This window comes from Streptomyces sp. NBC_01304 (assembly GCF_035975855.1).
In the GTDB taxonomy this organism is placed as follows: Bacteria; Actinomycetota; Actinomycetes; order Streptomycetales; family Streptomycetaceae; genus Streptomyces.
In genome coordinates, this window is the sequence record NZ_CP109055.1 from 7,499,883 (window position 1) to 7,521,646 (window position 21,764).

Genomic DNA, 21,764 nt, shown 5'->3' on the forward strand with positions numbered 1-21,764 from the left:
TGTTCACCGCTTTCCGTATGGCGAGGGTCGTCGGGCGGTGAGCAGCGTGAATGCGTTGTTCTCCAGGAGCACGCCGTCGGTGGCGAAGTGCGCCAGGACGGTATTCACCGCGGACTCGAAGTTCTCCCGACGCTCTCCGAAGAGATGCGGGGCCGCGAACGATGTCGAATACAGGTAGCCGATGACCTTCTCCGGGATCCAGGTCCGGCGGACGGGGACCACCGTCTCGGTGACCTCGCTAAACGGGGAAGCACGGAGCACTTCAGCGTGCGGTGGCCCGGCTGTGTCGAAGGTACGGGTGCCAGCGCGGCGCTGCGCGCCGAGGAAGTCCTGCACGACGCCTCGAACCGCACGCTGCCAGGGATTGTCAGCGGTCCACAGGCTGCGGTCGCTGAACACAGCGACGACACCGTCCGGTGCAACGTACTCACTGAGCCGACTCAGGACAGTCGGTTGATCCAGCCAGTGGAAGACGCGGCAGAACGTCACCAGATGCGGCTGCCAGCCCACAGCCGGAGTGAACTCCTCAGCCAGCCCGTGGTGCAGAAGCAGCCGGCTCTTTGGCTGAACGAGTGGCCGCAAGAACGCCTCTGCTGCCGTGACCATGTCCGCGTCTGAGTCGACCGCGACGATGTCACTGAACAGGTCCAGTAGGGCCTCGACGACCAGCCCTGGGCCCGTGCCGATGTCGAGCAATCGCCGAGGGGAGCCGGTGGGGGTGATCCGATCCAGCAGCGTGGTCAGTTCGTGGGGGAGTTCAGGCCTGAACTGCTGGTAGAACTCCGAGGTGCCGGTGAAGGCGCTCATCGCCACCTGCCCTCCGGAAGCCCAGCGTGGTGCTCGCCTTCGAGGTGCAGCAGCATGGTGTGGGCTTCGTCGACGGATTCAATGTCATGGTGCTCGATGCCCCAGCTCAGGGCGCTGACCGCATCAAGCGCGGCATACGCGGAGCACGCCTGGCGCTCATCAATGGTGAGCGCGCGTCCATAGCCCGTCTGGAACGCTGATTCTAGGTCTGGGCGTCCACGCAGGATGCGATATGTCAGGCGAGGCAAGTCCCGCCATGCGGCCGCCTCGACACAGGCCCGCTCGAAGTCGATGATCCGCAAACGTTGTTCGGCCTGATCCCACAGCCAGTTCCGAGGCATGAAATCTCCGTGCGACACCACCCAGGGGAGTCTCGCGGGGGGCCTGCTGGTGAGTGAGCGGAGCATCGCCATGTCATTGGCTGTCAGGTGCAGGCCGGCGTTGGCGAGCATCTTCTCGACGCCCTGCTCCCAACTTGCTGTGCTCGTCGCCGACTCGGGCCCTACGGGATCTGCGGCATTCAGTCGCGCGAGGAGCTGGCCGGCCTGGCGGTACGCCTCCCGCTCCTCTCTTGCGTCCAGCCGGAGATGCCGGAGAGGACGGCCGGGCACCTTGGTGATCACGATGGCGCGCGCCTCGTCATCCACGGCCTCCAGAATGGGAGCCCGGTCCTGTCCGAGCGCAGCAGCCCAGCCTTGCTGGTAGGCGCGTACTTCACGCCGGTGCAGCTTGGGCCCTGGGTTCAGTTTGGCGACCCACCGACGCCCGTCCGGGTCTTCGACCTCCCACACGAAAGGCCGTCCATCGCCAGGCGACGAGTGATCGGCGACGACGCTGAAGCGGCTGGTCACCGACGCCACCAAGCGGTGGACTGTCTCGGGCATGTCGGTCACAGTGGTACGTCCTCCCGTATGTGAAACCAAAGCGCGCCACCATGCGTGATCGATTGAGCGCGAACGGTGATGTCTCGTGGGTGTGTAGCTTGCCAACAGCCACTGACAATCGACCCCGAGCAGGATCTGGGCGGGCCGAACAGGGCGGTGCCAGAGTCCGCTGACGCGCTCCGGACCGGGTGGTGACGGGGAATCAAGGATGTGGCGGAAAGCCTGCGTTCGCACATCCGCCTGGTGATATCACTGGGGTGATTGCGCCCAACGCAGATCCCGGCCAGGATCTCCGCTCTGGTGGGAGGCGGTAGTGGCACGCGACGAAGAACGGCGATGCACCCGGTGCGGGAATCCCCTGAGTCGGTACAACAACGATGAGCGATGCGCCGCGTGTACCCGCTCCGCCGAGACCGAGCCCGCAGCACCGCCGCGGGTGCCAGACCATGTGTGGGCGAACCCTGACGTATCCGCGGCCCTAGCCGCCTGGGACTTCGGCACGACCTTCCGGCTGATCCGGCAGATCGCCTCCCTGCGGCAGGAGGACATGTCGACGATCACCGGCCTGAGCCAGTCGTTTCTCTCGACACTCGAGTCAGGTACACGCCGCCTCGTCAACATCGACAAGATCATCACCGTCCTGCAGCAAATGGAAGTCCCCCCGCACATCGCGCCGACCCCCGTCCCGGGAACTGCCACCCCGCACGGGCTTCAGATCCACGCCGCGCCCACTGCGATCTCCATGCCTGTGTGGGAGAGCCCGCTGGATATCGCGAAGAGGCTCAGCAACACGACCTCCTCCAATGTTGATCCGGCCACGGTCGGACTCTTGGAGCAAGGCGTGGCGGATCTCGTCGACCGCTATGAGGCCGAAGGCCCTCAACGCTTGGCTCCTGAGGCCGTCGACCTGCGCAACTTCATCCAGGACCGGCTGGATGGCCGACAGCCACCGCGCCAGCGCGAGGCGCTCTTCCGGCTCGCGGCGCAAGCATCTGGACTACTCGGCTATATGGCCGTGAATGCCGGCCGGGAAGCACTGGCGGACGCCTACTGCGCGGAGGCCGAAGAACTGGCGAAGGAAATCGCCGATCACGAGCTGATCATGTGGACGCACGGCACGCGATCACTCAACGCCTACTACGCAGGCCACTACGACCAAGCCGCTCGATGGGCCGCCACGGGACTCGCGATCGACCCGGCCCACCCACAAGCCATCCGCCTCCAGTCCAACGGACTCGCCAGAGCACTGGGCAAACTCGGCGACCGCGCCGGAGCCGAGCGCGCGATCGCAGCAGCAGAGGACCTGAGCCGCCAGCACACCGTGTCCGCGGGACTGACTTCCTGTATCTCCTTCGAGCCGTACGGCAGGGCCCGGACACTGGCCAACGCCGCGACCGTCCACGTCGCGCTCGCCAACGCCCCACGCGTCCTCGCCTACGCCGACCAGATCGACGAACTCATCGAACAATCCGACTCCGCCTGGAGCCGGGCACTCGTCCGCCTCGACGTCGCCACCGCTCTCCTCGCAGGCCCTCGTCCCGACGTCGAGCACGCAATGGTCCTGGGCCGGCAAGTCCTCGAAGCCGGTGGAGGGCCCCCGATCCGCTCCGTAGTGCAACGCGCAGGCGAACTCCATGCCCAGGCCAACGACTGGAACACCCTGCCCGTCGTCAGGGAGTACGCCGACGCCCTACGCTCCTGGCGGACCGACCCCCAGACCAGGGACTTGGCGAAGCCTGCAAAAATGTCCCCGCCGACGGAGCACACGAGAGGGGCAGCGGATGCAGCTCACGACCGACCCGGGCGCATTCCCTCCCACCCCTCCACCCAGCACCACTGACGCATCAGCAATCGCAGACCACGACTGGGCCGCCTTCGCCAACGTCGAGGAGATGACCAACCACTGGGACCGGCCCGGCTGGACCTCCTCGACCCGCGCCTACTACTGGATGCTCACCTTCCCCGACGCGGACCTGCTCATCGATCAAGCACGGCACTGCCAGAAGGAACTCCGGCCTCTCGGCTTCGACGACGTTGACGAAGATGCCCTCCACCTGACGCTGGGACGCATTGGCACCGTCGAGCAGGTAGCCCCCGGCCAGCTACACCGCTTGATCGCTGCCGCTCATGCAGCACGACCCGAGGCGTTCAACCTCCGCGCGGTACCACTCACAGCCTCCCGCGGCGCGATCCGCTACAGCGTGGCCCCCTGGATCTCCACCATCGACCTGCACGCCGCCCTCAGCAGAGCTGGCTCCGTGGTAGGACTATCGCCGAAGAAGCCGACGTCCGCTCTCCGCCCGCACATCGGCATCGCCTACAGCAACCGCCGCATGCCCGCACACCTTGTGAGAGACGCCGTACTGCCCCTCCGTGCTCTGGACTCCGTGACTGTGCCTGTGCGGCGGGTTCAACTGGTGGAACTGCGGCGTGAAGGACACACCTACCGTTGGGACGTCATCCACGAGTTGGAGCTGCGCTAAGGAAGTCCGCAGGCCTCACCTCGAGCGACTCGTCGAGCCACCCGTAGCACCAGCCAAGCGCGATGAGCTGGACATCGTTCGCGGCCCCCGCGCGATCCCGCAAGAGCTTCAGCCGGTGCTTCGCAGTGCCGCGGGAGATCCGACACGCGTCGGCAATCTCCGGGATTGCTGCCCCTGAAGCGACCAACTGGACCATCTGCAACTCGATCTCGTCCGGGATGCCGTCGAAGGTAGCCTGCTCGGGGCGCGGAAGCTGCTGGGTGCGATACGCGATGTGCAGGAGCGGGGCGCGCCCGCTCACACCGGTCCGGCGCCCCATCGCTTGCACTTGGGTGGCCAGGGTGCCGGTAGTGATCTCCAAGTCGAGGGCCACGCTCGCGCTACTGGCGCCGGTCGCCAGCTTGGCGAGGATGCGCAGGTGGGCCGGGGTGAATCGGTCAGGCACGGCGTAGCGATGTGTGGTCATGCGAGGTAGCTCTTCTCTCATGGTGATGATCGTCCGCACGAACATGGTGTGCTCTGGCAGCGAACGATCTGCCTGGACACGGCACTGAGCCTGCGGACCGACCTCTGACGCTGGTCGCTCCGCAGGCCTCAGAACATCAGATGCTCGACCTGCCCGTCACCGGGCCGCCTGGTGCGGTGCGCGGGTCACGGGAGTGGCATTCCGCGAGTGGCTCGGGTTGAGGAACCACTTGCGGGCAGATACGAGCCACCAGGTACCGGAGAAGACCAGGACCACGCCGACGGCGACGGGCGCGTAATTGAACGTCTCCAAGGACACCGGGGAGACCTGGGGCAGCATAAACAGGACCGTGATCACCACGACCCAGAGCACCGCGATCACCCCCACGGGCCTCGACCAGCGCCCCAGATGCCAAGGCCCCCGGTGGAAGCCCTCACCTTGGCGCAGCCGGAGAAAAGTTGGGACGACGTACGCGATGTAGAGGCCGATCGTCGCGATCGAGGTGACGGCTGCGTATGCAGTGACGTTGTACAAGTACGGCAGGCCGAGGACGAACGCCCCGCCGGCCGCGAGCCAGACGGCGTTGGTCGGCGTCCGGGTTCCCGGGTTCAGCTTGTGCCAGACCTTGGAGAGCGGAAGTGCTCCGTCGCGCGAGAAGGCATAGATCATGCGGCTGTTCGCGGTCACCGATGCCATGCCGCAGAACAGTTGGGCGCCGATGACGATGAGGAGCATCATCTCGCCGGTGCTCGCGCCGAGCGCGTCCATAAAGATCTGGGCCGGAGGCACCCCGGTCTCTGAGTCGAGAGCGCCGCTGTAGGACTGGATGGCGTAGGTCAGGCCGAAGAGAAGAACGAAGCCGGCCACCCAAGAGACGAGGATCGACCGGACGATTCCCTTGGGTCCTTCGACGGAGGCGTTCTTCGTCTCCTCGGTCATGTGCGCGGACGCGTCGTAGCCGGTGAACGTGTACTGCGCCATCAACAAGCCGATGAGCCCGACATAGACGGCGGAGCCCCAGCCGGTGTTGTTGACGAACTCGGTGAACACGAACCCGGGGGACTGGTGCCTGTCGGGGATGACCAGGAGCGCGCCGACGATCACGACGACGCCGATCAGATGCCACCACACGGAGACGGTGTTGAAGAAGCCCACGATGCGCACCCGGAAAGTGTTCACGGCGGCGTGCAGCAGGAGGATGAGGCCGAAGAGCGTGATCGTGTGGCCTGGGGTGGCGGCATACCCGAACTGAAGATTCAGGTAGGCGTTGAGAAATGAGGCGGCGCCGAAGTCGATGCCTGCGGTGACGGCTATCTGTCCGAGAGTGTTGAACCAGCCAGTGAACCAGGCCCAGGCTGGAGCAGACTTACGTGGGGCGAGCTTGTGGGCCCAGAAATAGAGGCCGGCGGAGGTCGGGTAGGAGGAACAGACCTCGGCCATGGCCAGGCCGACGAAGAGGGTCATCAGCCCGACGAGCACCCAACCCCACATGATCACGGCGGGCCCGCCGGTGTTCATGCCGAACCCGTACATGGTCAGGCAGCCGGACAGGATGCTGATGATCGTGAACGAGACGGCGAAGTTCTGACGCCCAGACATGGACCGGTCCAGGGTCTGACTGATGCCGAGCTCAGCCAGACGCTCCTCTTCGGTCTGTGTGACGCTCGGGATGTCCAATGGCATGACGGTGACCTTCTTCCGTGATGGCAAAAGCAGGGTGAATAGGGGCTGTTAGGGCTCGACCACGCGGATGCCTAGGGCGCTGATGCCTTGATGGCCCATTTCCGGTGGCGTGTGAAGAGCGTTTGCGCTTCCCCGCAGTAGCTCCACGGAATATCCGTGGCGTACGGGCCTATGGTGTCGAATATCTCCGCGGCTTCCCTGTGCTGGCCCGCGAAGGACAGGGCATGGACGAGGTAGTTGGCGTCCTCGTGAATGGCGGCATGAGGGCTCAAGGGGGCCCGGAAATCCCACCAGTTCGCCCACGCCTGCTGTGTCGAAGGGTTGTCCGTCCAGGGGTGAACCGTCAGCCCATACCGGTGCCCTTCCGTCTCCATCCGCACGCGATGGGATTCGGCGAGGGCGACCAAGGGCAGGGTGTGAATCGGCAAGCCGCGGGGCGCATGAGCGCACTGCTCCTGTGCCCAGTGGAACATTTCGCCCGCTATGCCGTGCCATGCGGGGAACATGTAGGTGAGGAGCTCGTGGTGTGCCTCCCTGTTCCACGGGTCACGCACTACCAGTTGCTCCCACACCTTCTGTACGGTCGCTCGCCATTGCCGGTCACGGTCTGGAGAGTGGTAGCGCAGGAGGGCGAGCATGACGACGTACGGCGCCGGATCGGGGGGAAGGGCTTCGCAGGCGGCGTCGCACGATTCCCACGCCTGTGCCATCTCCGCGTTGTTACCTTGTCCCCGCGGGCCGGCCATCGACCGTAAGGCCTGGACGGTGGCCAGAAGCGACAGGGCGTGGGGAGATCGAGGTTCGGCCTGAGCCCAGGTGTCGGCGAAGGTCAGCCGCGCCCCGGCGCGGGCCAAGGCCTGGAGGCGGAAGATGCGCCGGTCCCAGTTGCTGCCGGTCGCGGCCAGCAGTTCCCGGACACCTTCCCAGCGGCCCATCGCTGCGTCCTCCATGACCGCCCGGAGCGGGGTGTCGTCTCGCGCCGGATGCCGGTCAAACGCTGATGTATGTCTCATGGCTATTCCGGCACCCTTGCTTTGGAAGGGTGCAGCGATGATTCGCCGCGCTTCGTGGCGACTTTGGCGAACATCTTGAGTCCTCCGAGATGCGTACGCGACTGCGGGATCCAACGTAGAAGTGCGGTAAGGCGAACCATCAGGTGGCCGACTCACAGTGATTGCCGCGCTGTTAGAAGTTGATCTCGCCGATCATCTCCGCCACGCGTGACGTGGCTCGGGCAATCGTCGGCGCGACCGATGAGCTGGCCAGGTAGAAGCCCAGAAGAACGGAGATGATCGCGTGTCCGGCGTTCAACCCGCCCTTCTTGATGAACAGGAAGACGAGGATGGCCAGTAGTACAACGGCGGAGATGCTAATGGCCACCGGTACCCCCCCGGTCAGCACCAGACGTTGAGCCGTCGAAAGGGCGCGAGGATCGAACGGGCGGTTTGGCCCGTCCGGTCTCTCGCTGCTGATGAGGAGCTAGCACGCGTTCTCCCGTGCATCTCGACGTGTCGTTACTAACCCGCGACCGTGCGGCAGTTCGGTCAGGATTGGTCGAAGCCCAAGACTCGTCGATGCGGCGTTGTTGCGCACATTTCAAGAGTGATATCGCTGAGGCGATTACCCATGTTGCCGCCGATGCTGAACCCTCCAGCCTGAGCATCGTTGTGGCCAAGTGCAGCCCACCTCGCGGCTATGAATGCCTGGGAACTCGCAAATCGGCCGCTGTGGAAGTCTGTCACCAGGTCGTCGTGTCGGCAGCGAGCTACCCGTCATGATGGCGATCACCGCGGGTCCGACAACACGCATCGACATGTTCCACGGCCACGGCCTGGTCCCACCGCGGGCGCAGGCAGCGCCATTCCGCCGGCGCCCTTGAAGCATTTGGCCGAGGCGGGCAGGCGACGGATGTGACAGCGTCCCGAGTGGCTGTCCTACCCGACATCCTCTACGCAGTGAACACGAGTTCCGACTCGGCAAGGATGTCCCGGCCGAGGACTGCCAGGTAGACCTCATCGACAGTGCCGTACGAGGCCTGGGTGACGTCGAGCCCCAGAGCCGCAGCTGCCTTGTGCACCGAGTTCTCGTCTGGTCCTTCGACCTCAAGGAATGTGGGAAGGTCGGGCCAGGTGTCGATGTCGAAGGCGACGCTGTTGAGTTTCCACTCCTCGCGGTAGTTCTCCTGGTAGCGCAGAGCGGTGAAGCCCATCGCCTCCAGCAGCGTCTTCGTCGAGTCGAAGTTGCCGACCTCGACCTCGGCTTCGAGAGTGGTGTCGATTGCCGACACGTTCGACGTCACCTGTTTGTAGGTGAGGAATGTCCTCTCGCCCTGCTGTCGGAGGCGGAGCCAGCCACCGCGGGCCTCGATGTAATTGTTCTTAAATACGATTCGCCGCATGAGCGTGCGGGGCATCGCGCAGACAGCCGATTGGGACGTCAGGTACTCGGTGATCTTCGACGGGTCGATTTCGAGGAACCGTGCTTCGAACTCAGTACGCATCTCTCTCTTCCTGCTCGTGGCCTGCGCTGATCAGGGCCGGGGTGGCGGACGTGCGCAGGAGTTGCTCGTCGGGGTACTCGAGGGAAGAGCGGCGGGTACGCCTTCCACTCTCTTGGCCGGCAGGGGAACAAGTGCTGCAACACGGCTTCCTCCGGGAAGGTGCCTCAATAGCGCCTTCGAGGCTGATGAAGCGCGAACGGTCATTGCCCTCTGCGGTTGCCTCTGACTTGTTGTGCCGGACTGGCGGAGCCAAGGACGACCAGCACCGACTTCCGGATCGGTTCTGCTCGTTTGGCGGTGGACAACGGAGGCTCCGATGGCAGAAACCATCGACGAACATGCGCGATGGCCGCAGCATCCCTGCGCTCTTGCATGGCCAAATGAGCACAATCACGCGCTTCGTCCCCGCCTGCGTGCTGCAAGAGCCCTCAGGCTGGCGGGCAAAGGGCCCGTGCGCACATTCCGTGGGTGATATCACTTGAGTGATTCCGGTTGTGGGCATGGAAGTTGAGGTCATATGCCGTCGCCGAACGGGGAGGCATGACGTGTTGCAGCAGGCGCCAAGGCGCTGTGAACAGTGCAGCTATCCACTGAGTCGGTACAACCCAGAGAGCTACTGCTCTTCCTGCGAACGTTCCAGGGCTGCTGCGGTCCAGCATGCCCTGAAGGTGCCAGACCGGGTGTGGAGCGACCCGGATGTCCGCCAGGCACTCGCTACCTGGGACTTTGGCAAGGCAAGCCGTCTCGTACGCCAACGAGGCTCCCTGCGGCAGGCCGACTTAGCGCAACTCACTGGACTGGGGCAGGCGTTCCTATCCATGCTGGAGGCAGGCAACCGCCGCCTCACCCACATAGACAAGATCATTGAGTTCCTGACAGGACTTGGTGTCCCGGCGGACCTCGCTCCCGTGTCACTCCCACGCACTGCTGCTGGCAGGCCTCGGCAGGAGCCCACCGACCTACTCGGAGGGGACCTTGACTCTGCTTTGCCCTGGACAACGCACCGTATGGTGACGGCACTGGGCACCGCAGTTGGAGGTAGCGAGATGGACCGCCGACAATTCCTCGCCGTGAGTGGTCTTTCGCTCACCGCTCTTGTGCATCAATGGAGCACAGCCGAGGCCGAGCCACTAGTCCGAGCAGCACGGGGTAGTCGCCTTACCAATGACCTGCTCGATACCTTGCAAGCAACCACCGACAGTCTTCGCACGATGGACGCGAGCGCCGGCAGCGGCACCCTTGCAGATCTCGGTGACGCGCACCTGCAGTTTCTGAAACGTCTCTTGCAGCAGGCAACGTACGACGACGCAACTGGGCAACGTCTCGCAGCTATTGTCGCCGACACCGCTACTCAAACTGGATGGTTCACTTTCGACTCAGGGGAACACAACCGAACCCCCGCCTACCTGCTGGCTGCACTCCGTGCCGCCAAGGCATCCGGGGACATTCGCCTCGGAGCTGGCGCGCTGTCTTACATAGCGATCCTCGGCTACTCAACCGGGCAACCTGGTGACGCCGTTACTGCCGCACGAGCTGCTCGAGAGAAGATCAAGGGGCTAGGTACCCCCGCACTTGAAGCCATGCTGCTCACTAGGCAGGCCCGCGGACACGCCAAGCTCGGAGAGCGTCAAGCTGCGTATTCCGCGCTCGGGCGGGCTGCTGAACTCTGCGCTCAGGGCCGCTCGGAGCGAGATCCGCACTGGTTGTACTGGATCAATGAGGGCGAGATCGATGGGCAGGCCGGCAGTTGCTACGTCGACCTGGGCGACCCGCAACGTGCCGTGACCAGCTTCAACCAGGCTCGGGACATACTCCATCCGGCGCGCACCAAGGGTCTATTTCTGTCGAGAGCGGCTGCTGCCTACATCGAGCAAGGAGAGGTTGAAGCTGGATGTGTGACCGCGCATGAAGCCCTGGACCTTGCAGAACGGCTCCAGTCAGCCCGCCTGAACGAACACATCGAGACCATGCTCAACGCGATCACGCCAGTGACGCACGCACCGTACGCTCGGGACCTACTGGAACGTGCCGCCGCTGTGACGGGAGCAAGGAGCCGAACGTGATCGGGGCCAAGCAGATCCTGGTGTTGTGGGACATCGACCGAACACTGCTGTACGTCGGTGACATCGACCGGCAGGTGTATCGCGAGACCTTTGCCGAAGTCGTCGGCCGACCGGCCGAGCGCCTCCCGGCGCGCGGGACTGGTGTCACCATGCCCCTCGCGATCCGCGCACTACTCTTGGACAACGGCGTTCCCGAGAACGAGGTGCCTGAGCTGCTGCCGCGGATGGTGAAGCTGCTACCTGAGCGTCTCGCCGCTCATGCAGAAGCCCTTCGGAAGCAGGGAGTGCTCATGCCCGGAGCTGTGGTGGCGCTACAAGCAGTACACGAACACCCCACTTGTGTTCCGACTGTCGTCACCGGCAACCTCAAGCCGAACGCGCTACAGAAGCTCGCAGCCTTTGATCTCGACGGCTACCTCGACGCTGAAATCGGTGGGTTCGCCTCCGATGATGACCACCGGCCCGCGCTCGTCGCCGTCGCACAGAAACGCGCTCAGGCCAAGCACGGCGCTGTCTTCACCCGCACGAATACCGTGATCATCGGAGACTCCCTCGAGGACGTCCGAACGGGGCTCGAAGGCGGAGCCCTAGTCATCGGGATCGCCTCCGGGAAGACCACGACCGAAGAACTCAAAGAGGCGGGCGCGGACGCCGTCTTCGACAGCCTCAAGGACGAAGTGCGACTGTTGGCATTTATCAACTCCCTTACGGGTAAAGGGTGCTGAACGAACGATCGTGCTTGCGGATTGCTCCATTGCGGACCTGGAGCTGTCGATCTCCCTAGAGGAGACAGGTCACTGTCACGGTTCGGCCATCCAATCCTCGATGCCGCGAAGTGCCCGGGCGAGGACATCGTCGGGAGCTCCGGACGAACGGAGTGATGTACTGGCAAGTGCCCCCAGTTGCGCATCTGGCAGCGCCAGATGCGAGCGCGCGAGCTGATATTCCGTGAGCAGGCTGGTCCCCAGCAACAGCGGATCGTCGGAGCCCAGGGAGCAGCGCACCCCGGCCTCCAGGATGTGTGGCAGCGGATGCTCTTCGAGGTGCTTGACGACTCCCAATGCGTAATTGGACGTCAGGCACACATCCAAGGTGATCTGTTCGTCGGCGAGGCGATCCAGAAGTGCGCGGTCTTCAATGGCGCGGACACCATGGGCAATTCGGTCCGGGGTCAGCACGTCGAGTGTGCTGGCCAGACTTGGTGGGCCCGAGAGTTCGCCTGAATGGGGCGCAATGATTAGGTCCGCGTCCCGGGCGATCGCGAAGGATTCTTTGAATGTGGCCGGCGAGTTGGCTGACTCATCTCCGGTGAGTCCGAAGGCCACTACGCCGCGGCCTGCGTATGCGGCGGCCAGTTGCGCGAGGCTGGTGGCTTGGCGAGGATCACGGTTGCGGCTGGCGCCGAGGGTGAGTCCGAAACCGACACCGAGGGGCTTTCCTGCCGCGAACCCAGTCTCCAGAACCAGATCGAGCACCTCCTCAGCCGAGCCGAGAAGGGGGGCATAGGTGGTTGGGTTGAAGTGGGGTTCGATCCACACGGCCCCGGATGCCGCCGCGTCCTCGACAACTTCGCGTACGAGTCGGCGCAGATCGGTTTGCGTGCGGATCAACTTGACGATGGCTCGGTAGCAGTGCTGGAACTGGTCGAAGGAGCGGTAGTAGCCGAGCTGCGGAGTTGGCTCGCCGCGGGACTCCGCCAAGTCCGCGAAAGTCTGGGACCGCATGCCGCCTTCGAGATGGAGATGGAGATCAGCCTTGGGCAACCGCGCCAGGCAGCGGCCAGTCGCGGTGATCTTGCCGGAGGCTAAGGGGTTCTGGGCCAAGGCTGTGTCCTCGCGGGAAACGCGGTCAGTGGGCGGGGTGTCACAGGCGCTCAATGTTCGCGCCGCTCAGGCGAGCCCGGCAGTCCAGGGCGTGGGCCGCGTGTCGCTCGACGAGCTGGAGGTCGAATGCATCGTGATCGGTCAGCAGGACCACGGCGTCGGATGCCGCCAGGTTGGCCGCTGTGAGGTGGGCATGGTGAGCGTGTGCATCCAGGTCGAAGGGTTCCTCGACATGAGGGTCGACCACCTGGATCTGCGCTCCCTGGGCGATCAGGAGCCGCGCGATGGTGAAGGCGGGAGAGTGCCGGGTATCGCCGGTGTTGGCCTTGTAGGCGAGGCCGAGGAGGAGGATTCGCGAGCCCTTGACCGGCAGGCCGCGGCGGTTGAGCGCCTCGGTCAGACGTTGTACGACGTGGGCCGGCATTGAGGTGTTGATCTCGTCAGCCATTTCGACGAGGCGCAAGGCGCTGCCTGTCTGGCGCCGGACCTTCCAGGACAGGTAGGTGGGGTCGATCGGCAGGCAGTGTCCGCCGACACCGGGGCCTGGAGTGAAGCGCATGAAGCCAAAGGGCTTGGTCGCGGCGGCGTCCAGCGCCGCCCAGATGTCCGTGCCCAGTTGCCGGGCGTAGGTGGCGACTTCGTTGACCAGGGCGATGTTGACCTGGCGGAAGGTGTTCTCCAGGACCTTCGCCAGTTCGGCGTCGCGTATGGAGGCGACTTCGACGACGGTGTCGACGAGGCTGGTGTAGAACGCGCTGATGGCTTCCAGAGAGGCTGTGTTGATCCCAGAGACGATCTTGGGTGTGTTCTGGAGGGTCCAGGTTCGGTTGCCGGGGTCGATGCGTTCCGGGCTGTAGCCCAGGTGGAAGTCCGTGCCCGCGGTGAGTCCAGACGCGGCCTCCAGTAAGGGTTTCAGGACGTCCTCGGTGGTTCCGGGGTAGGTGGTGGATTCGAGGACGATGATGCAGCCGGGCCGCATGTGCGGGGCGAGTATCTGGCCAGCGTGCTCAACCGCGGAGAGGTCTGGCACGCCGTCCCGCAGCGGAGTCGGCACCGCGATGACCGCGACGTCGAACCCGGCCAGGTCCCCCGGGCACGCCGTCGGCGTGTACCTGCCGCTGGTCAGGACGGCCGTGATCTGGTCCGCTGGCACGTCTGGACTCAATGGCTCTGCTGCCTGGAGCCGTTTCACGCGTCGGACGTCGGTATCGAAACCCACGACACGGTGGCCGACCCGAGCTGCTTGGATGGCCAGAGGAAGGCCGACATAGCCTTGGCCGAGTATGACCGTGCGGCGCGGTCGGAGAATCGCGTCAGCCACTGGCGATCACTCGACCGGCAGGGGCAGATCGGCGGCCAGCAGGCGCTCATGGAGTTCTCCGAGGGCCGTGCGGTTGCTGTCGAACCGCAGCACCTCCTGGGCTGCCTTGTAGTCCAACCACTGGACGGCGGTGTGCTCGTGGGAGATCTTGATCTCGATGTCTGTGAGGTCGGTGGCGAACGAGTGCTCCGGTACGACGTAGGTCCCGGCTGGCCAGCTGTCGCGATCGGCGAAGAACCGCGCTGGGACGCTGGCCGTGGTCTGCAGCGGGTACAGCGGGACCGGCCGGTCGAGGCCGAGCTCTTCACGGGCCTCACGTGCGGCGGCCTGCTGCGGGGTCTCGCCAGTCTCGCCGCCGCCGGCCACGGCCTGCCATACGTTCATGTCCTCGCGTCGCAGCACAGCGAACTCGATCTGTTCGCCGACTCGGCGGAACGGCACGACGAGGATCTGGAAGGGGGCTCGGGTCATTGGGGGTACTCCTTGACCAGTGATCGGATGAGACGCAGGGGGCGGGCGGGCCGGCGCTGTTCTTGGCGCAGTTGGTGACGGTTCTCGTGGATCTTCTCCACAGCGCGCACGACATCGGCGAGTTCCTTCGGTCCCTCGAGCAGCAATCCTGATCCGGCTGCCTGCCCGAGCAACACCAGCGTGGAACACGCCGCGCGTGCTTGCTCGGCTGAGACGGTCCGTGAGCTGGAGTAGTCGCGGTTGGTGATGTCGGCGTAGATCGGTTCATCGGGGCAGGCGATGAGGTCACGAGTGGAGACAGGTATGCCCTCTGCCCGCAGCGCGGCGCGGAAGGCCCCGGGTGAGATGCTGTTGGCCTCGTCGTTGAATGCTTCGCCGTCGAAGGTGAAGGCGAAGGAGAACCGGCCGTGCGCGGTGACCCGCGGGTCGAGAGTCGCGGGCACGGGCGTCAGCCCGGGCAGACTGGACAGCGCCGATGCCAGGAATGCCGCGCCTTTCGCCTTCGCCGCCAGGTGGGGCTCCAGTCGTTTCAACTGGACGCGCAGGACAGCGGATTGGAATTCGCTGAGACGCAGGTTCCAGCCGAGTTCGGGGTGATGGGCGACCCCGCGAGGGCGGCCGTGATCTCGCAGGGAGGCGATGCGTGCGGCGAGTGCATCGTCATGTGTGACGACTGCCCCGCCTTCGCCTGCGGAGATGTTCTTGGTGCTGGCGAAGCTGAACACGCCGATCGTGCCCATGGACCCGGTCTGAGTACCGTTCCAGGTCGCACCGAGGGACTGGGCGCAGTCCTCGACGATCGGAATGCCGTACGTGCCGGCGACGTCGCCGAGGCTGTCCATGTCGGCCGGGTGACCACCAAGGTGAACGGCGACCACTACCTTCGTTCTCTCGCTGATCGCGGCCTTCAGCGAGGAGCCGGTGATCGTGTGGGTGGCGGGATCGGTGTCCACGAAGACCGGCACGCCCCCGAGCAGGGAGACCGCGGTGGCTGTTGCCAGGTAGGTCATCGCGGGGACGATGACCTCGTCTCCTGGCCGTACGCCGAGGGCCTTGAGGGCGATCATCAGTCCGGCAGTGCCGTTGGCGACCACGACTGCATGGGGCACTTGCAGGTAGTCGGCGAGTTCCGTCTCGAAGGCTTCTCCTTGTGATCCGCTGTGGATGCCGCCCCATCGGCGGCTGTCCAGGGCTTCGGCCAGTGCGGCGAGTTCTGCCTGGTCGAACTGCGGCCATGCCCGGAAGGGGCGTGTGCGTAGGGGTGATCCACCGAGGAGTGCGAGAGCTGTCATGGCTGTACCTCTTTCGCGACCGTGCGCAGGAGGCCGCGATGTTCGGTGATCCAGATCAGTTGCTGGTGACGGGTATGGGCGAAGGCTGACATGTCGCGAACCTCGCCCTCGGGCGTAGTGAAGGTTCGGGTCTCGGCCGCTTGGACGGTGATGTACAGGTCGATCATGAGTGCGCGCTCCGCCGCAGGGATCGGCGTGATGGCTTGATAGGCGCTCAGATAGGACCGGAATGTTGAGTCCAGCAGTGGGGCGGGCAGCTCAGGGCTGACGGAGGCAACGTAGGCCCGCATAACCTCGTAGGGGCGCGGGAAGCGGGAGACCTGGTCGAAGTCGATGAACAGTTGCTGCTCCGGGGTGAGGCTGGCGAGTACGTTGTCCGGACGCGCGTCACCGTGGACCCACCTTTTGGGCGCACTCGCCACCGCCTGCGCTCCGAGCCCGAACTCCGCAAGGATCCGCAGACGCCAGCTGACGATCTCGCGGAGGGCCTTGTCTTGAGTCTGTCGCAGAATGTGTTCCAGGCCTGCAGTGGGAGGGTCGGACAGCTCAAGGAAGTTCGTGTGTCGACCGCCGGGCCGGAAACTGTCCAAGCGGGTGTGCAGCGCGGCGAGTGCAGCGGCGAAGTCGGTGAGTCCGGGCGGCTGTGTCGCGTGGATGTACTCGGCGAGCATGTACGTGGCACCGTTGATCTCGGCGGTCAAGTGGCCGTCCGGTGACCGCCGCAGTTGCGGGGCCAGCCCGGCCAGGGCCGCGTGCTGGTGTGCCTGTGCCGCGAGGCGAGTGCGCGCGGTGTCGAAGCGTCTGCCGAACCGTTTGACGGCGAGCGGTCCTTGATCGGTTGGTACCACGGTGGTGACACCGACGTGTCCACCCGGCAGTGGCCGTGCGGGCCCGCTTGCCCGCAGCCCGTACTGGCGCAGGCACGCGGATAGCTCCTCCGCGCCCATGGTTGTCGTCACTTGGTGAGCACCCTGTTTCCCAGGACGAGCAGGTCAAGGCCCGAAGAGTAGAACGTACGGATCGCGTCTTGAGGGCTGCACACGATCGGCTCCTCGGCGAGGTTGAACGAGGTGTTGAGGACGGCACCGACGCCGGTGAGGTCACGGAATGCGGTGATCAGCCGGTGGAAGAGGGGGTTGGTGTCTGCGGTCACGGTTTGCGGCCGAGCGGTGCCGTCGATATGAACCGCGGCCGGGATGAGACTCCGTGCTTCGGTCCGTACGGGCAGGGTTCGCTCCATGAACGGCACGGCGGGTTCCGGGCCGAAGTAGGTGGCGAAGTCCTCGGCGAGTACGGCCGGCGCGAAGGGCCGCCATGTTTCACGGAACTTCACCGCATCGTTCACCTGGTCGCGCATTGCCGCGCTGCGAGGGTCGGCGAGGATCGATCGGTTACCTAGGGCTCGTTGGCCAAGCTCCATGCGGCCCTGGAACCAGCCAACGATCTTCCCGTCGGCTAGTGCACGCGCTGCGGCCTCTGCCGGATCGTCCAGGGCCGGAGCTCGTAGCTTGGCGCGTGACAGCGCCTCGTTGATGGAGGTCTGAGCGAAGGAAGGGCCGTAGTAGTTGTGCGTCATCGCGGGGCCGCGATCCGCGCCGAGCAGGACGCAATGGGTGTAGAGGGCCGCGCCGATCGAGGTGCCGCTGTCATCCGGGCAGCTGGAGATGTAGATCTCGTCGAAAGGGGTCGAGGACGTGATCTTGCCGTTGTAGACGGAGTTCATGAAACTCCCTCCGCCCAAGGCGACCCTTCTTTCTCCGGTCTGCTGATGCAGGTTCACGAGCAGGTACCGCAGTGCGTCCTCAAGCACGTGCTGGACAGCCGCGGCCACATCATGATGCCGACTGGTGATCGCCTCACCCGGCTGCCGTGCCGGGCCGAACCGGCGGACGAACGCCTCGCTGACTGCGCCACGCGAGGGACGAAGGTAGTAGCCGAAGTAGTTGAGGTCGACGCGGATTGTGCCGTCCTCGAAGTCGACGAGGTCGCGGAGCGACTTGTAGGCGGTTGAGTCGGGATCTCCGTAGGCGGCAAGCCCCATGACCTTCCACTCGTCGCGGTCGATCCGAAAGCCCAGGTACTGAGTGACCGCGCCGTACAGCAACCCCACCGAATGAGGGTAGGGAATGGTATCGATGGCGGCGAAAGCGTTGCGGTCCCCGATTGCGCTCAGCGCGGTGCAGTCCTCGCCCCGGCCGTCGACCGTCAGGATCGCAGCCGACTCGAAGGGAGAGAGGAAGAAGGCGTTCGCCGCGTGGGCGTCATGGTGGTAGACGTAGTCGATCTGCAGGGGCTTACCTGCGGTTTGCAGGATCTGCGTCGCGTGCCCTTGGTACGGCGCGTCCACCAGGGTGGCGAGGTTGTTTGGCACCGAGTAGAGCCCCTCGGGGTGCCAGCGGGCGCGCCCCGCGTGGCGACCGTCGGGCACGCTCAGGTCGATCGCCGGGTTCGTACTAACCGCGACCCGGTCCACGCCGCGCAGACCCTCGGGGACAGTCGATAGACAGTAGTCGATGGCGCGGGCGGGAAAGGCCCGCGTGTGCTTGCTCCGGGTGAAGCGTTCTTCGGCCGCAGCTGCCACGACCTGGCCGTCCTCGATCAGCGCGGCTGAGGAAATATGCAGATCACTGGCGATACCGAGGATGCGCATCTTTCTCACTCTCCCACTGCTGTGCGGTATATGAGGTCTTCGAGTAGGCGAACGGTCAGTGGGCCGGCGGCAGGTGGTTGGACCAGACGGTAGGTGGGAATCTGCGGAATCCGCAGTTCGGCCCGGGGCGCCAGGTCGGCCACAGCGGCCTGCTGCGGGAAGACCGCAGCCGGATGGAGTAACAGGTTGCGGGCCCAAACCGCCCTAGATTCAGCTCTGTTGAGCTTCTCCAGGCGGGGTGTGACCGCTCGTGGATCGAGGTGCGGTTCGATGGCCATGCCGAGACGACACCGAGGTATCACCCCACTGTCGGAGGCGGCCGCTAACTCCTGCGGCCGCACCTGGAGACGGGTGCCCGGCTCGTACCGGGCCCCAAGGTCGCCGTACTGCTGCGACCATTTGCGCGTGAGGAACCTCCGCAGCGGGCCTTCGGCCAGAGCGAGCACGCTGCCCGCGCGGATCCCGACCTGGATGGGGAAGCCAAGCGCCACGGTGCGCTCGGATTCCTCCTCGGCGGGCAGCAGGGCGACCTTGTCGTTGCTGACCAGCGCCGTCCCCGGGTGCTCCAGGGCGTGCAGGAGCGTCGTCGTCTTACCGACCGTACGTGCTCCGACCAGTGCCACAGCCGTTCCCTGCAGTACGAAACACGCCGCGTGGAAGAACAGGTGTCCTCTCCCCAGCAGTTCACGCAGGACGAGCGCGCGCAGGATCCGGACCACCACCCGCATGGACTGGGGCCCGGAACCGGTCGGCGACAGGAGGTGGACTGCCGATTGCCCGTCATCCACGAGGCAGATCGTGTCTGGTGCCGTGGGCAGAACGGCTCGCCGCAGCGGCGGGGAGAGCCGTGCCTGATGGACCGAGTGCCACAGTTCCAGGGGTACCTCATGGACAAAGAGCCGTGCCTGGGCCGGGGACTGCTGAGGTCCGAAGTAGCCCTCCGTGTACCACCCGACGTAGTCGACGATCGGCGACGGCGCGTAGATCTCGACCACGGCCTCTGCGACACCGACGTGTTCCCGCCGCAAGGCAGTGGTAGGACGGTGCACCCAGGAGTCGAGTTCCTCGCTCGACAAACTGCCCTGCACGCAGGTCACCCCTCGACCGCGTAGGCGCCGCCGTCCACCAGGTCGGTCACGTGCTCCTCCAACCGATCGATGCCGTCGACCGCCACGACGCTCTTGGCCTCTGCCAGGAGCCGGTTGGAGCGGTTCTTGAATGGGTCGCACACCTTCGGGCAGATCACAGGCAGCCTGCCGCGCAGCTGCCGGCGCAACTCTCCCTCCCAGACCGCGGCGAACGGCCGCTCCAGGGCGCTGCCATAGCTGAAACCGCCCGGGCGGGGGTGGTAGTTGCACGGGTACAGGCAGCCGTCGGAGCCCACCGCGGCCATCAGGTCGGTGATCGAGCATGTCGAGCACGACCGGGCCATCTCGCCGGTCTGACCGACCCGGTGGATCTCGAACAGCCGGAAGGCCTCCGTCTCGAGCTCTCCGCGGACCCGCCCGATCAACCGGGCGGCCTGACGTGCCTGGTCAGGATCCAGCGGACGCTGCCCGGAATTGTCCTGCTTCAAGCGCAAGCTGTCGGCGCCTGCCGCACGGATGAGTCCGGCGGCCGTATGCACCTCGTGGAAGTTCTCCGGATACATGACGAAGGACGTGTTGATCTCCACGTCCGAGCCAGTCTCGGCACGCCGCTGGACAAGCCGCGCCAGATTGGCGAGGGCCCGCTCGAACATGACCTTGCCAGCTGGCCGACCGCCGTACTTCAGCTGGGCGTAGGTCTCCGGTGTTCCCGCATCGATGCTGATGTGCACATATCCGGCTGAAAGCAGGGCCTCGATGCAGGCGTCATCCATCAGCACGGCGTTCGTGAAGATCCCGTAGCGGATGCCACGCTCTGCCAAGAGACCGAATGCCGGTATCAACGCCTTGCGGGCGACGAGCGGTTCGCCGATCAACCCGGAGAACGATACGGCCTCCACCTTGAAGTCCCCCGACTGGTCTTCGCCATTCTGCCGGTAGGGCGCCTTCACCTCGTAGTCGACGATGTCGCCGATAAGTTTGAGCATGTTCGCCGGGTTCGTCAGATGGTCCGGGAGCCTATCCGCGGCACTCTTGGCTGCGTCGAGCATGACTAGCTGCTCGCGCTCGTCGTCCCACAATTCGAGGGGAACATGGTCTCCGATGCACCAAGCGCATCGCAGGTTGCACCCACTGGAAGGATGGATCAGGACCTCGTACGGCGGGACGATCGCCCCCTGCGACACCGCCGCGAAACGCGACCAGTGCCGTCGGAGCACGTCTAGTTCGTTGAAGCGGCCGGGGAGATCGCTGCGAACATACGGGGCGAGCGGATTTGTCCCTGGAGTAATGGCCATGCGTAAACCCCTGAGCGTTGTCGGCTGTTGCCACGCGGATAGCTGCCGCGGCGTCGGAGCCGGGCTGGCGATGCCGTGACAAGCTAGTGGCCCGCTGATGGCGGGGCACATCACTAGAGAGATATGGCTCGCAGGCTGCACTTTCCAGGGCTGATATCACCAGCGTGATACGCGCTTCGGGCCCGCTACTTCACGTACACATCTTCTCCGCGGGTCTCCACATCGATGACCCTCTTGTCTTGGGCCGTGCCCTTGCCCACGAAGCGGCACAGGCCGCCACCGGAACAACGCCCTGTGTCCTGCGCAGTGTTGCTCCGAGCCTCCGCTACTCCCTTCACACCGCGGAGCTGACGAACCTCGTGTGGACGAGGTGCGGGAGCGGACGGGGGACCGCGCCTGGCGCGAGTAGAACCGGCGTACGGAACTCGAACGCTCAATGGCCACCATCGACGCCGTGAGCTGGCAAGACTTTGAGCACCACGTCGCCGAACTGTGCCGCCGAGACGGCTGCACGAACGTCACCGTCACCGGAGGCTCGGGCGATCTCGGAGCAGACGTCGTTGGCACGCTCCCCGACGGCCGGCACCTGGTCGCCCACGTCAAGCATTACGCACCGGTACATCCCCGGCGGCGACATGCAGAAGTTCGACGGCACCGAGACACTCGAACACAAAGCGGATGTGGCGCTGTCCGTCGCCACCCGCCCGTTCAGGGAAGCCGCCCGAGACCTCGCTATGCGGCACGACATCATCGGCATCAACCGCGACCTGTTCGGCGCCTGGAACAGCGGCGCACCCCTGGAACCCCTGCTCCCACTCAACGGAGCCGGTGACGGGCCCAGCCGAAATCCGAAGGCCACCCGCAAGCCGGAGGCGGACACCGCAAAGACCTGCCCGGTGGCGGTGCACAGCTGACTACGCTGCCACCTGGGCACCTCA

At 65.2% G+C, this 21,764-nt stretch carries 20 protein-coding genes and 1 pseudogene; 6 read left to right on the plus strand and 15 right to left on the minus strand.

From position 1 onward, the window contains the following. Positions 1-3: 3 nt before the first annotated feature. Together OG430_RS33270 and OG430_RS33275 are read right to left on the minus strand one after the other, a co-directional pair. The gene (locus OG430_RS33270; RefSeq protein ID WP_327356347.1) at positions 4-807 is read right to left on the minus strand and encodes a class I SAM-dependent methyltransferase; all 804 of its coding nucleotides are present in this window, start codon (positions 805-807) and stop codon (positions 4-6) included. Next, on the minus strand, positions 804-1,691 hold the full coding sequence (locus OG430_RS33275; RefSeq protein ID WP_327359326.1) for a phosphotransferase enzyme family protein: 888 nt from the start codon (positions 1,689-1,691) through the stop codon (positions 804-806). Before OG430_RS33275 ends, OG430_RS33270 begins: the two co-directional genes overlap by 4 nt. 448 nt (positions 1,692-2,139) lie before the next feature. On the opposite strand from OG430_RS33275, the gene OG430_RS33280 reads away from it, so the two are divergent. Both OG430_RS33280 and OG430_RS33285 read left to right on the plus strand, forming a co-directional pair. Continuing rightward, positions 2,140-3,531: a helix-turn-helix domain-containing protein gene (locus OG430_RS33280; protein WP_327356348.1), complete on the plus strand. Its 1,392-nt coding sequence runs from the start codon at positions 2,140-2,142 to the stop codon at positions 3,529-3,531. A gap of 52 nt (positions 3,532-3,583) precedes the next feature. Then, entirely contained in the window at positions 3,584-4,174 is a 591-nt protein-coding gene (locus OG430_RS33285) for a 2'-5' RNA ligase family protein (RefSeq protein ID WP_327356349.1), read from the plus strand. Here OG430_RS33285 and OG430_RS33290 read toward each other — a convergent pair. The 5 genes from OG430_RS33290 to OG430_RS33310 all read right to left on the minus strand — a co-directional run bounded on the left by OG430_RS33290 (position 4,149) and on the right by OG430_RS33310 (position 8,823). Continuing rightward, on the minus strand, positions 4,149-4,640 hold the full coding sequence (locus OG430_RS33290) for a helix-turn-helix transcriptional regulator (RefSeq protein WP_327356350.1): 492 nt from the start codon (positions 4,638-4,640) through the stop codon (positions 4,149-4,151). The genes OG430_RS33285 and OG430_RS33290 overlap by 26 nt on opposite strands. A 156-nt stretch (positions 4,641-4,796) precedes the next feature. Further along, the gene (locus OG430_RS33295) at positions 4,797-6,323 is read right to left on the minus strand and encodes an amino acid permease (protein ID WP_327356351.1); all 1,527 of its coding nucleotides are present in this window, start codon (positions 6,321-6,323) and stop codon (positions 4,797-4,799) included. 71 nt (positions 6,324-6,394) lie between these two features. After that, positions 6,395-7,258 (minus strand): hypothetical protein, encoded by an 864-nt coding sequence (locus OG430_RS33300; RefSeq protein ID WP_327356352.1) that lies wholly within the window; start codon positions 7,256-7,258, stop codon positions 6,395-6,397. 250 nt (positions 7,259-7,508) lie between these two features. Next, a complete protein-coding gene (locus OG430_RS33305) occupies positions 7,509-7,703 on the minus strand; it encodes a hypothetical protein (RefSeq protein ID WP_327356353.1) in 195 nt (64 codons plus the stop codon). A gap of 568 nt (positions 7,704-8,271) precedes the next feature. Further along, positions 8,272-8,823 (minus strand): class IV adenylate cyclase, encoded by a 552-nt coding sequence (locus tag OG430_RS33310; protein ID WP_327356354.1) that lies wholly within the window; start codon positions 8,821-8,823, stop codon positions 8,272-8,274. A 1,007-nt stretch (positions 8,824-9,830) separates the two neighbouring features. On the opposite strand from OG430_RS33310, the gene OG430_RS33315 reads away from it, so the two are divergent. Continuing rightward, entirely contained in the window at positions 9,831-10,886 is a 1,056-nt protein-coding gene (locus tag OG430_RS33315; protein ID WP_327356355.1) for an XRE family transcriptional regulator, read from the plus strand. Beyond that, a complete protein-coding gene (locus OG430_RS33320; protein ID WP_327356356.1) occupies positions 10,883-11,611 on the plus strand; it encodes an HAD family hydrolase in 729 nt (242 codons plus the stop codon). The genes OG430_RS33315 and OG430_RS33320 overlap by 4 nt, the downstream gene beginning before the upstream one ends. Before the next feature lie 75 nt (positions 11,612-11,686). On the opposite strand, the gene add is transcribed toward OG430_RS33320, so the two are convergent. From add to OG430_RS33360, 8 genes are read right to left on the minus strand one after another with little or no spacing between them, the layout of a single operon-like run. Then, entirely contained in the window at positions 11,687-12,709 is a 1,023-nt protein-coding gene (add, locus tag OG430_RS33325; RefSeq protein WP_327356357.1) for an adenosine deaminase, read from the minus strand. Between the two features lie 40 nt (positions 12,710-12,749). Then, positions 12,750-14,030: a nucleotide sugar dehydrogenase gene (locus OG430_RS33330; RefSeq protein WP_327356358.1), complete on the minus strand. Its 1,281-nt coding sequence runs from the start codon at positions 14,028-14,030 to the stop codon at positions 12,750-12,752. Positions 14,031-14,036: 6 nt separating this feature from the next. Continuing rightward, complete coding sequence (locus OG430_RS33335; RefSeq protein WP_327356359.1) at positions 14,037-14,501, minus strand: NUDIX hydrolase; 465 nt, start codon at positions 14,499-14,501, stop codon at positions 14,037-14,039. Next, positions 14,498-15,793, minus strand: a complete 1,296-nt coding sequence (locus tag OG430_RS33340) for a DegT/DnrJ/EryC1/StrS family aminotransferase (RefSeq protein ID WP_327356360.1) — start codon at positions 15,791-15,793, stop codon at positions 14,498-14,500. Before OG430_RS33340 ends, OG430_RS33335 begins: the two co-directional genes overlap by 4 nt. Further along, positions 15,790-16,740, minus strand: a complete 951-nt coding sequence (locus tag OG430_RS33345) for a phosphotransferase (RefSeq protein WP_327356361.1) — start codon at positions 16,738-16,740, stop codon at positions 15,790-15,792. Before OG430_RS33345 ends, OG430_RS33340 begins: the two co-directional genes overlap by 4 nt. Before the next feature lie 8 nt (positions 16,741-16,748). Continuing rightward, complete coding sequence (locus OG430_RS33350; protein ID WP_327356362.1) at positions 16,749-18,443, minus strand: carbamoyltransferase family protein; 1,695 nt, start codon at positions 18,441-18,443, stop codon at positions 16,749-16,751. 5 nt (positions 18,444-18,448) lie between these two features. Next, a complete protein-coding gene (locus OG430_RS33355; RefSeq protein WP_327356363.1) occupies positions 18,449-19,531 on the minus strand; it encodes a hypothetical protein in 1,083 nt (360 codons plus the stop codon). Positions 19,532-19,536: 5 nt separating this feature from the next. Beyond that, a complete protein-coding gene (locus OG430_RS33360; protein ID WP_327356364.1) occupies positions 19,537-20,826 on the minus strand; it encodes a hypothetical protein in 1,290 nt (429 codons plus the stop codon). Positions 20,827-21,262: 436 nt separating this feature from the next. Here OG430_RS33360 and OG430_RS33365 point away from each other — a divergent pair. Then, positions 21,263-21,382, plus strand: a pseudogene (locus OG430_RS33365) (restriction endonuclease); the annotation flags it as partial. 4 nt (positions 21,383-21,386) lie between these two features. Then, positions 21,387-21,740, plus strand: a complete 354-nt coding sequence (locus OG430_RS33370; RefSeq protein ID WP_327359501.1) for a hypothetical protein — start codon at positions 21,387-21,389, stop codon at positions 21,738-21,740. Positions 21,741-21,764: the final 24 nt, after the last annotated feature.

Bases quoted from the DNA above. Each gene is read 5' to 3' on its own strand.
- OG430_RS33275 (WP_327359326.1), bottom strand. From the start codon at position 1,691: ATGCCCGAGACAGTCCACCGCTTGGTGGCGTCGGTGACCAGCCGCTTC.
- OG430_RS33360 (WP_327356364.1), bottom strand. From the start codon at position 20,826: ATGGCCATTACTCCAGGGACAAATCCGCTCGCCCCGTATGTTCGCAGC.
- OG430_RS33345 (WP_327356361.1), bottom strand. From the start codon at position 16,740: ATGGGCGCGGAGGAGCTATCCGCGTGCCTGCGCCAGTACGGGCTGCGG.
- OG430_RS33350 (WP_327356362.1), bottom strand. From the start codon at position 18,443: ATGCGCATCCTCGGTATCGCCAGTGATCTGCATATTTCCTCAGCCGCG.
- OG430_RS33310 (WP_327356354.1), bottom strand. From the start codon at position 8,823: ATGCGTACTGAGTTCGAAGCACGGTTCCTCGAAATCGACCCGTCGAAG.
- OG430_RS33340 (WP_327356360.1), bottom strand. From the start codon at position 15,793: ATGACAGCTCTCGCACTCCTCGGTGGATCACCCCTACGCACACGCCCC.
- OG430_RS33285 (WP_327356349.1), top strand. From the start codon at position 3,584: ATGACCAACCACTGGGACCGGCCCGGCTGGACCTCCTCGACCCGCGCC.
- OG430_RS33270 (WP_327356347.1), bottom strand. From the start codon at position 807: ATGAGCGCCTTCACCGGCACCTCGGAGTTCTACCAGCAGTTCAGGCCT.
- OG430_RS33290 (WP_327356350.1), bottom strand. From the start codon at position 4,640: ATGACCACACATCGCTACGCCGTGCCTGACCGATTCACCCCGGCCCAC.
- OG430_RS33300 (WP_327356352.1), bottom strand. From the start codon at position 7,258: ATGGGCCGCTGGGAAGGTGTCCGGGAACTGCTGGCCGCGACCGGCAGC.
- OG430_RS33295 (WP_327356351.1), bottom strand. From the start codon at position 6,323: ATGCCATTGGACATCCCGAGCGTCACACAGACCGAAGAGGAGCGTCTG.
- OG430_RS33315 (WP_327356355.1), top strand. From the start codon at position 9,831: ATGGTGACGGCACTGGGCACCGCAGTTGGAGGTAGCGAGATGGACCGC.
- OG430_RS33335 (WP_327356359.1), bottom strand. From the start codon at position 14,501: ATGACCCGAGCCCCCTTCCAGATCCTCGTCGTGCCGTTCCGCCGAGTC.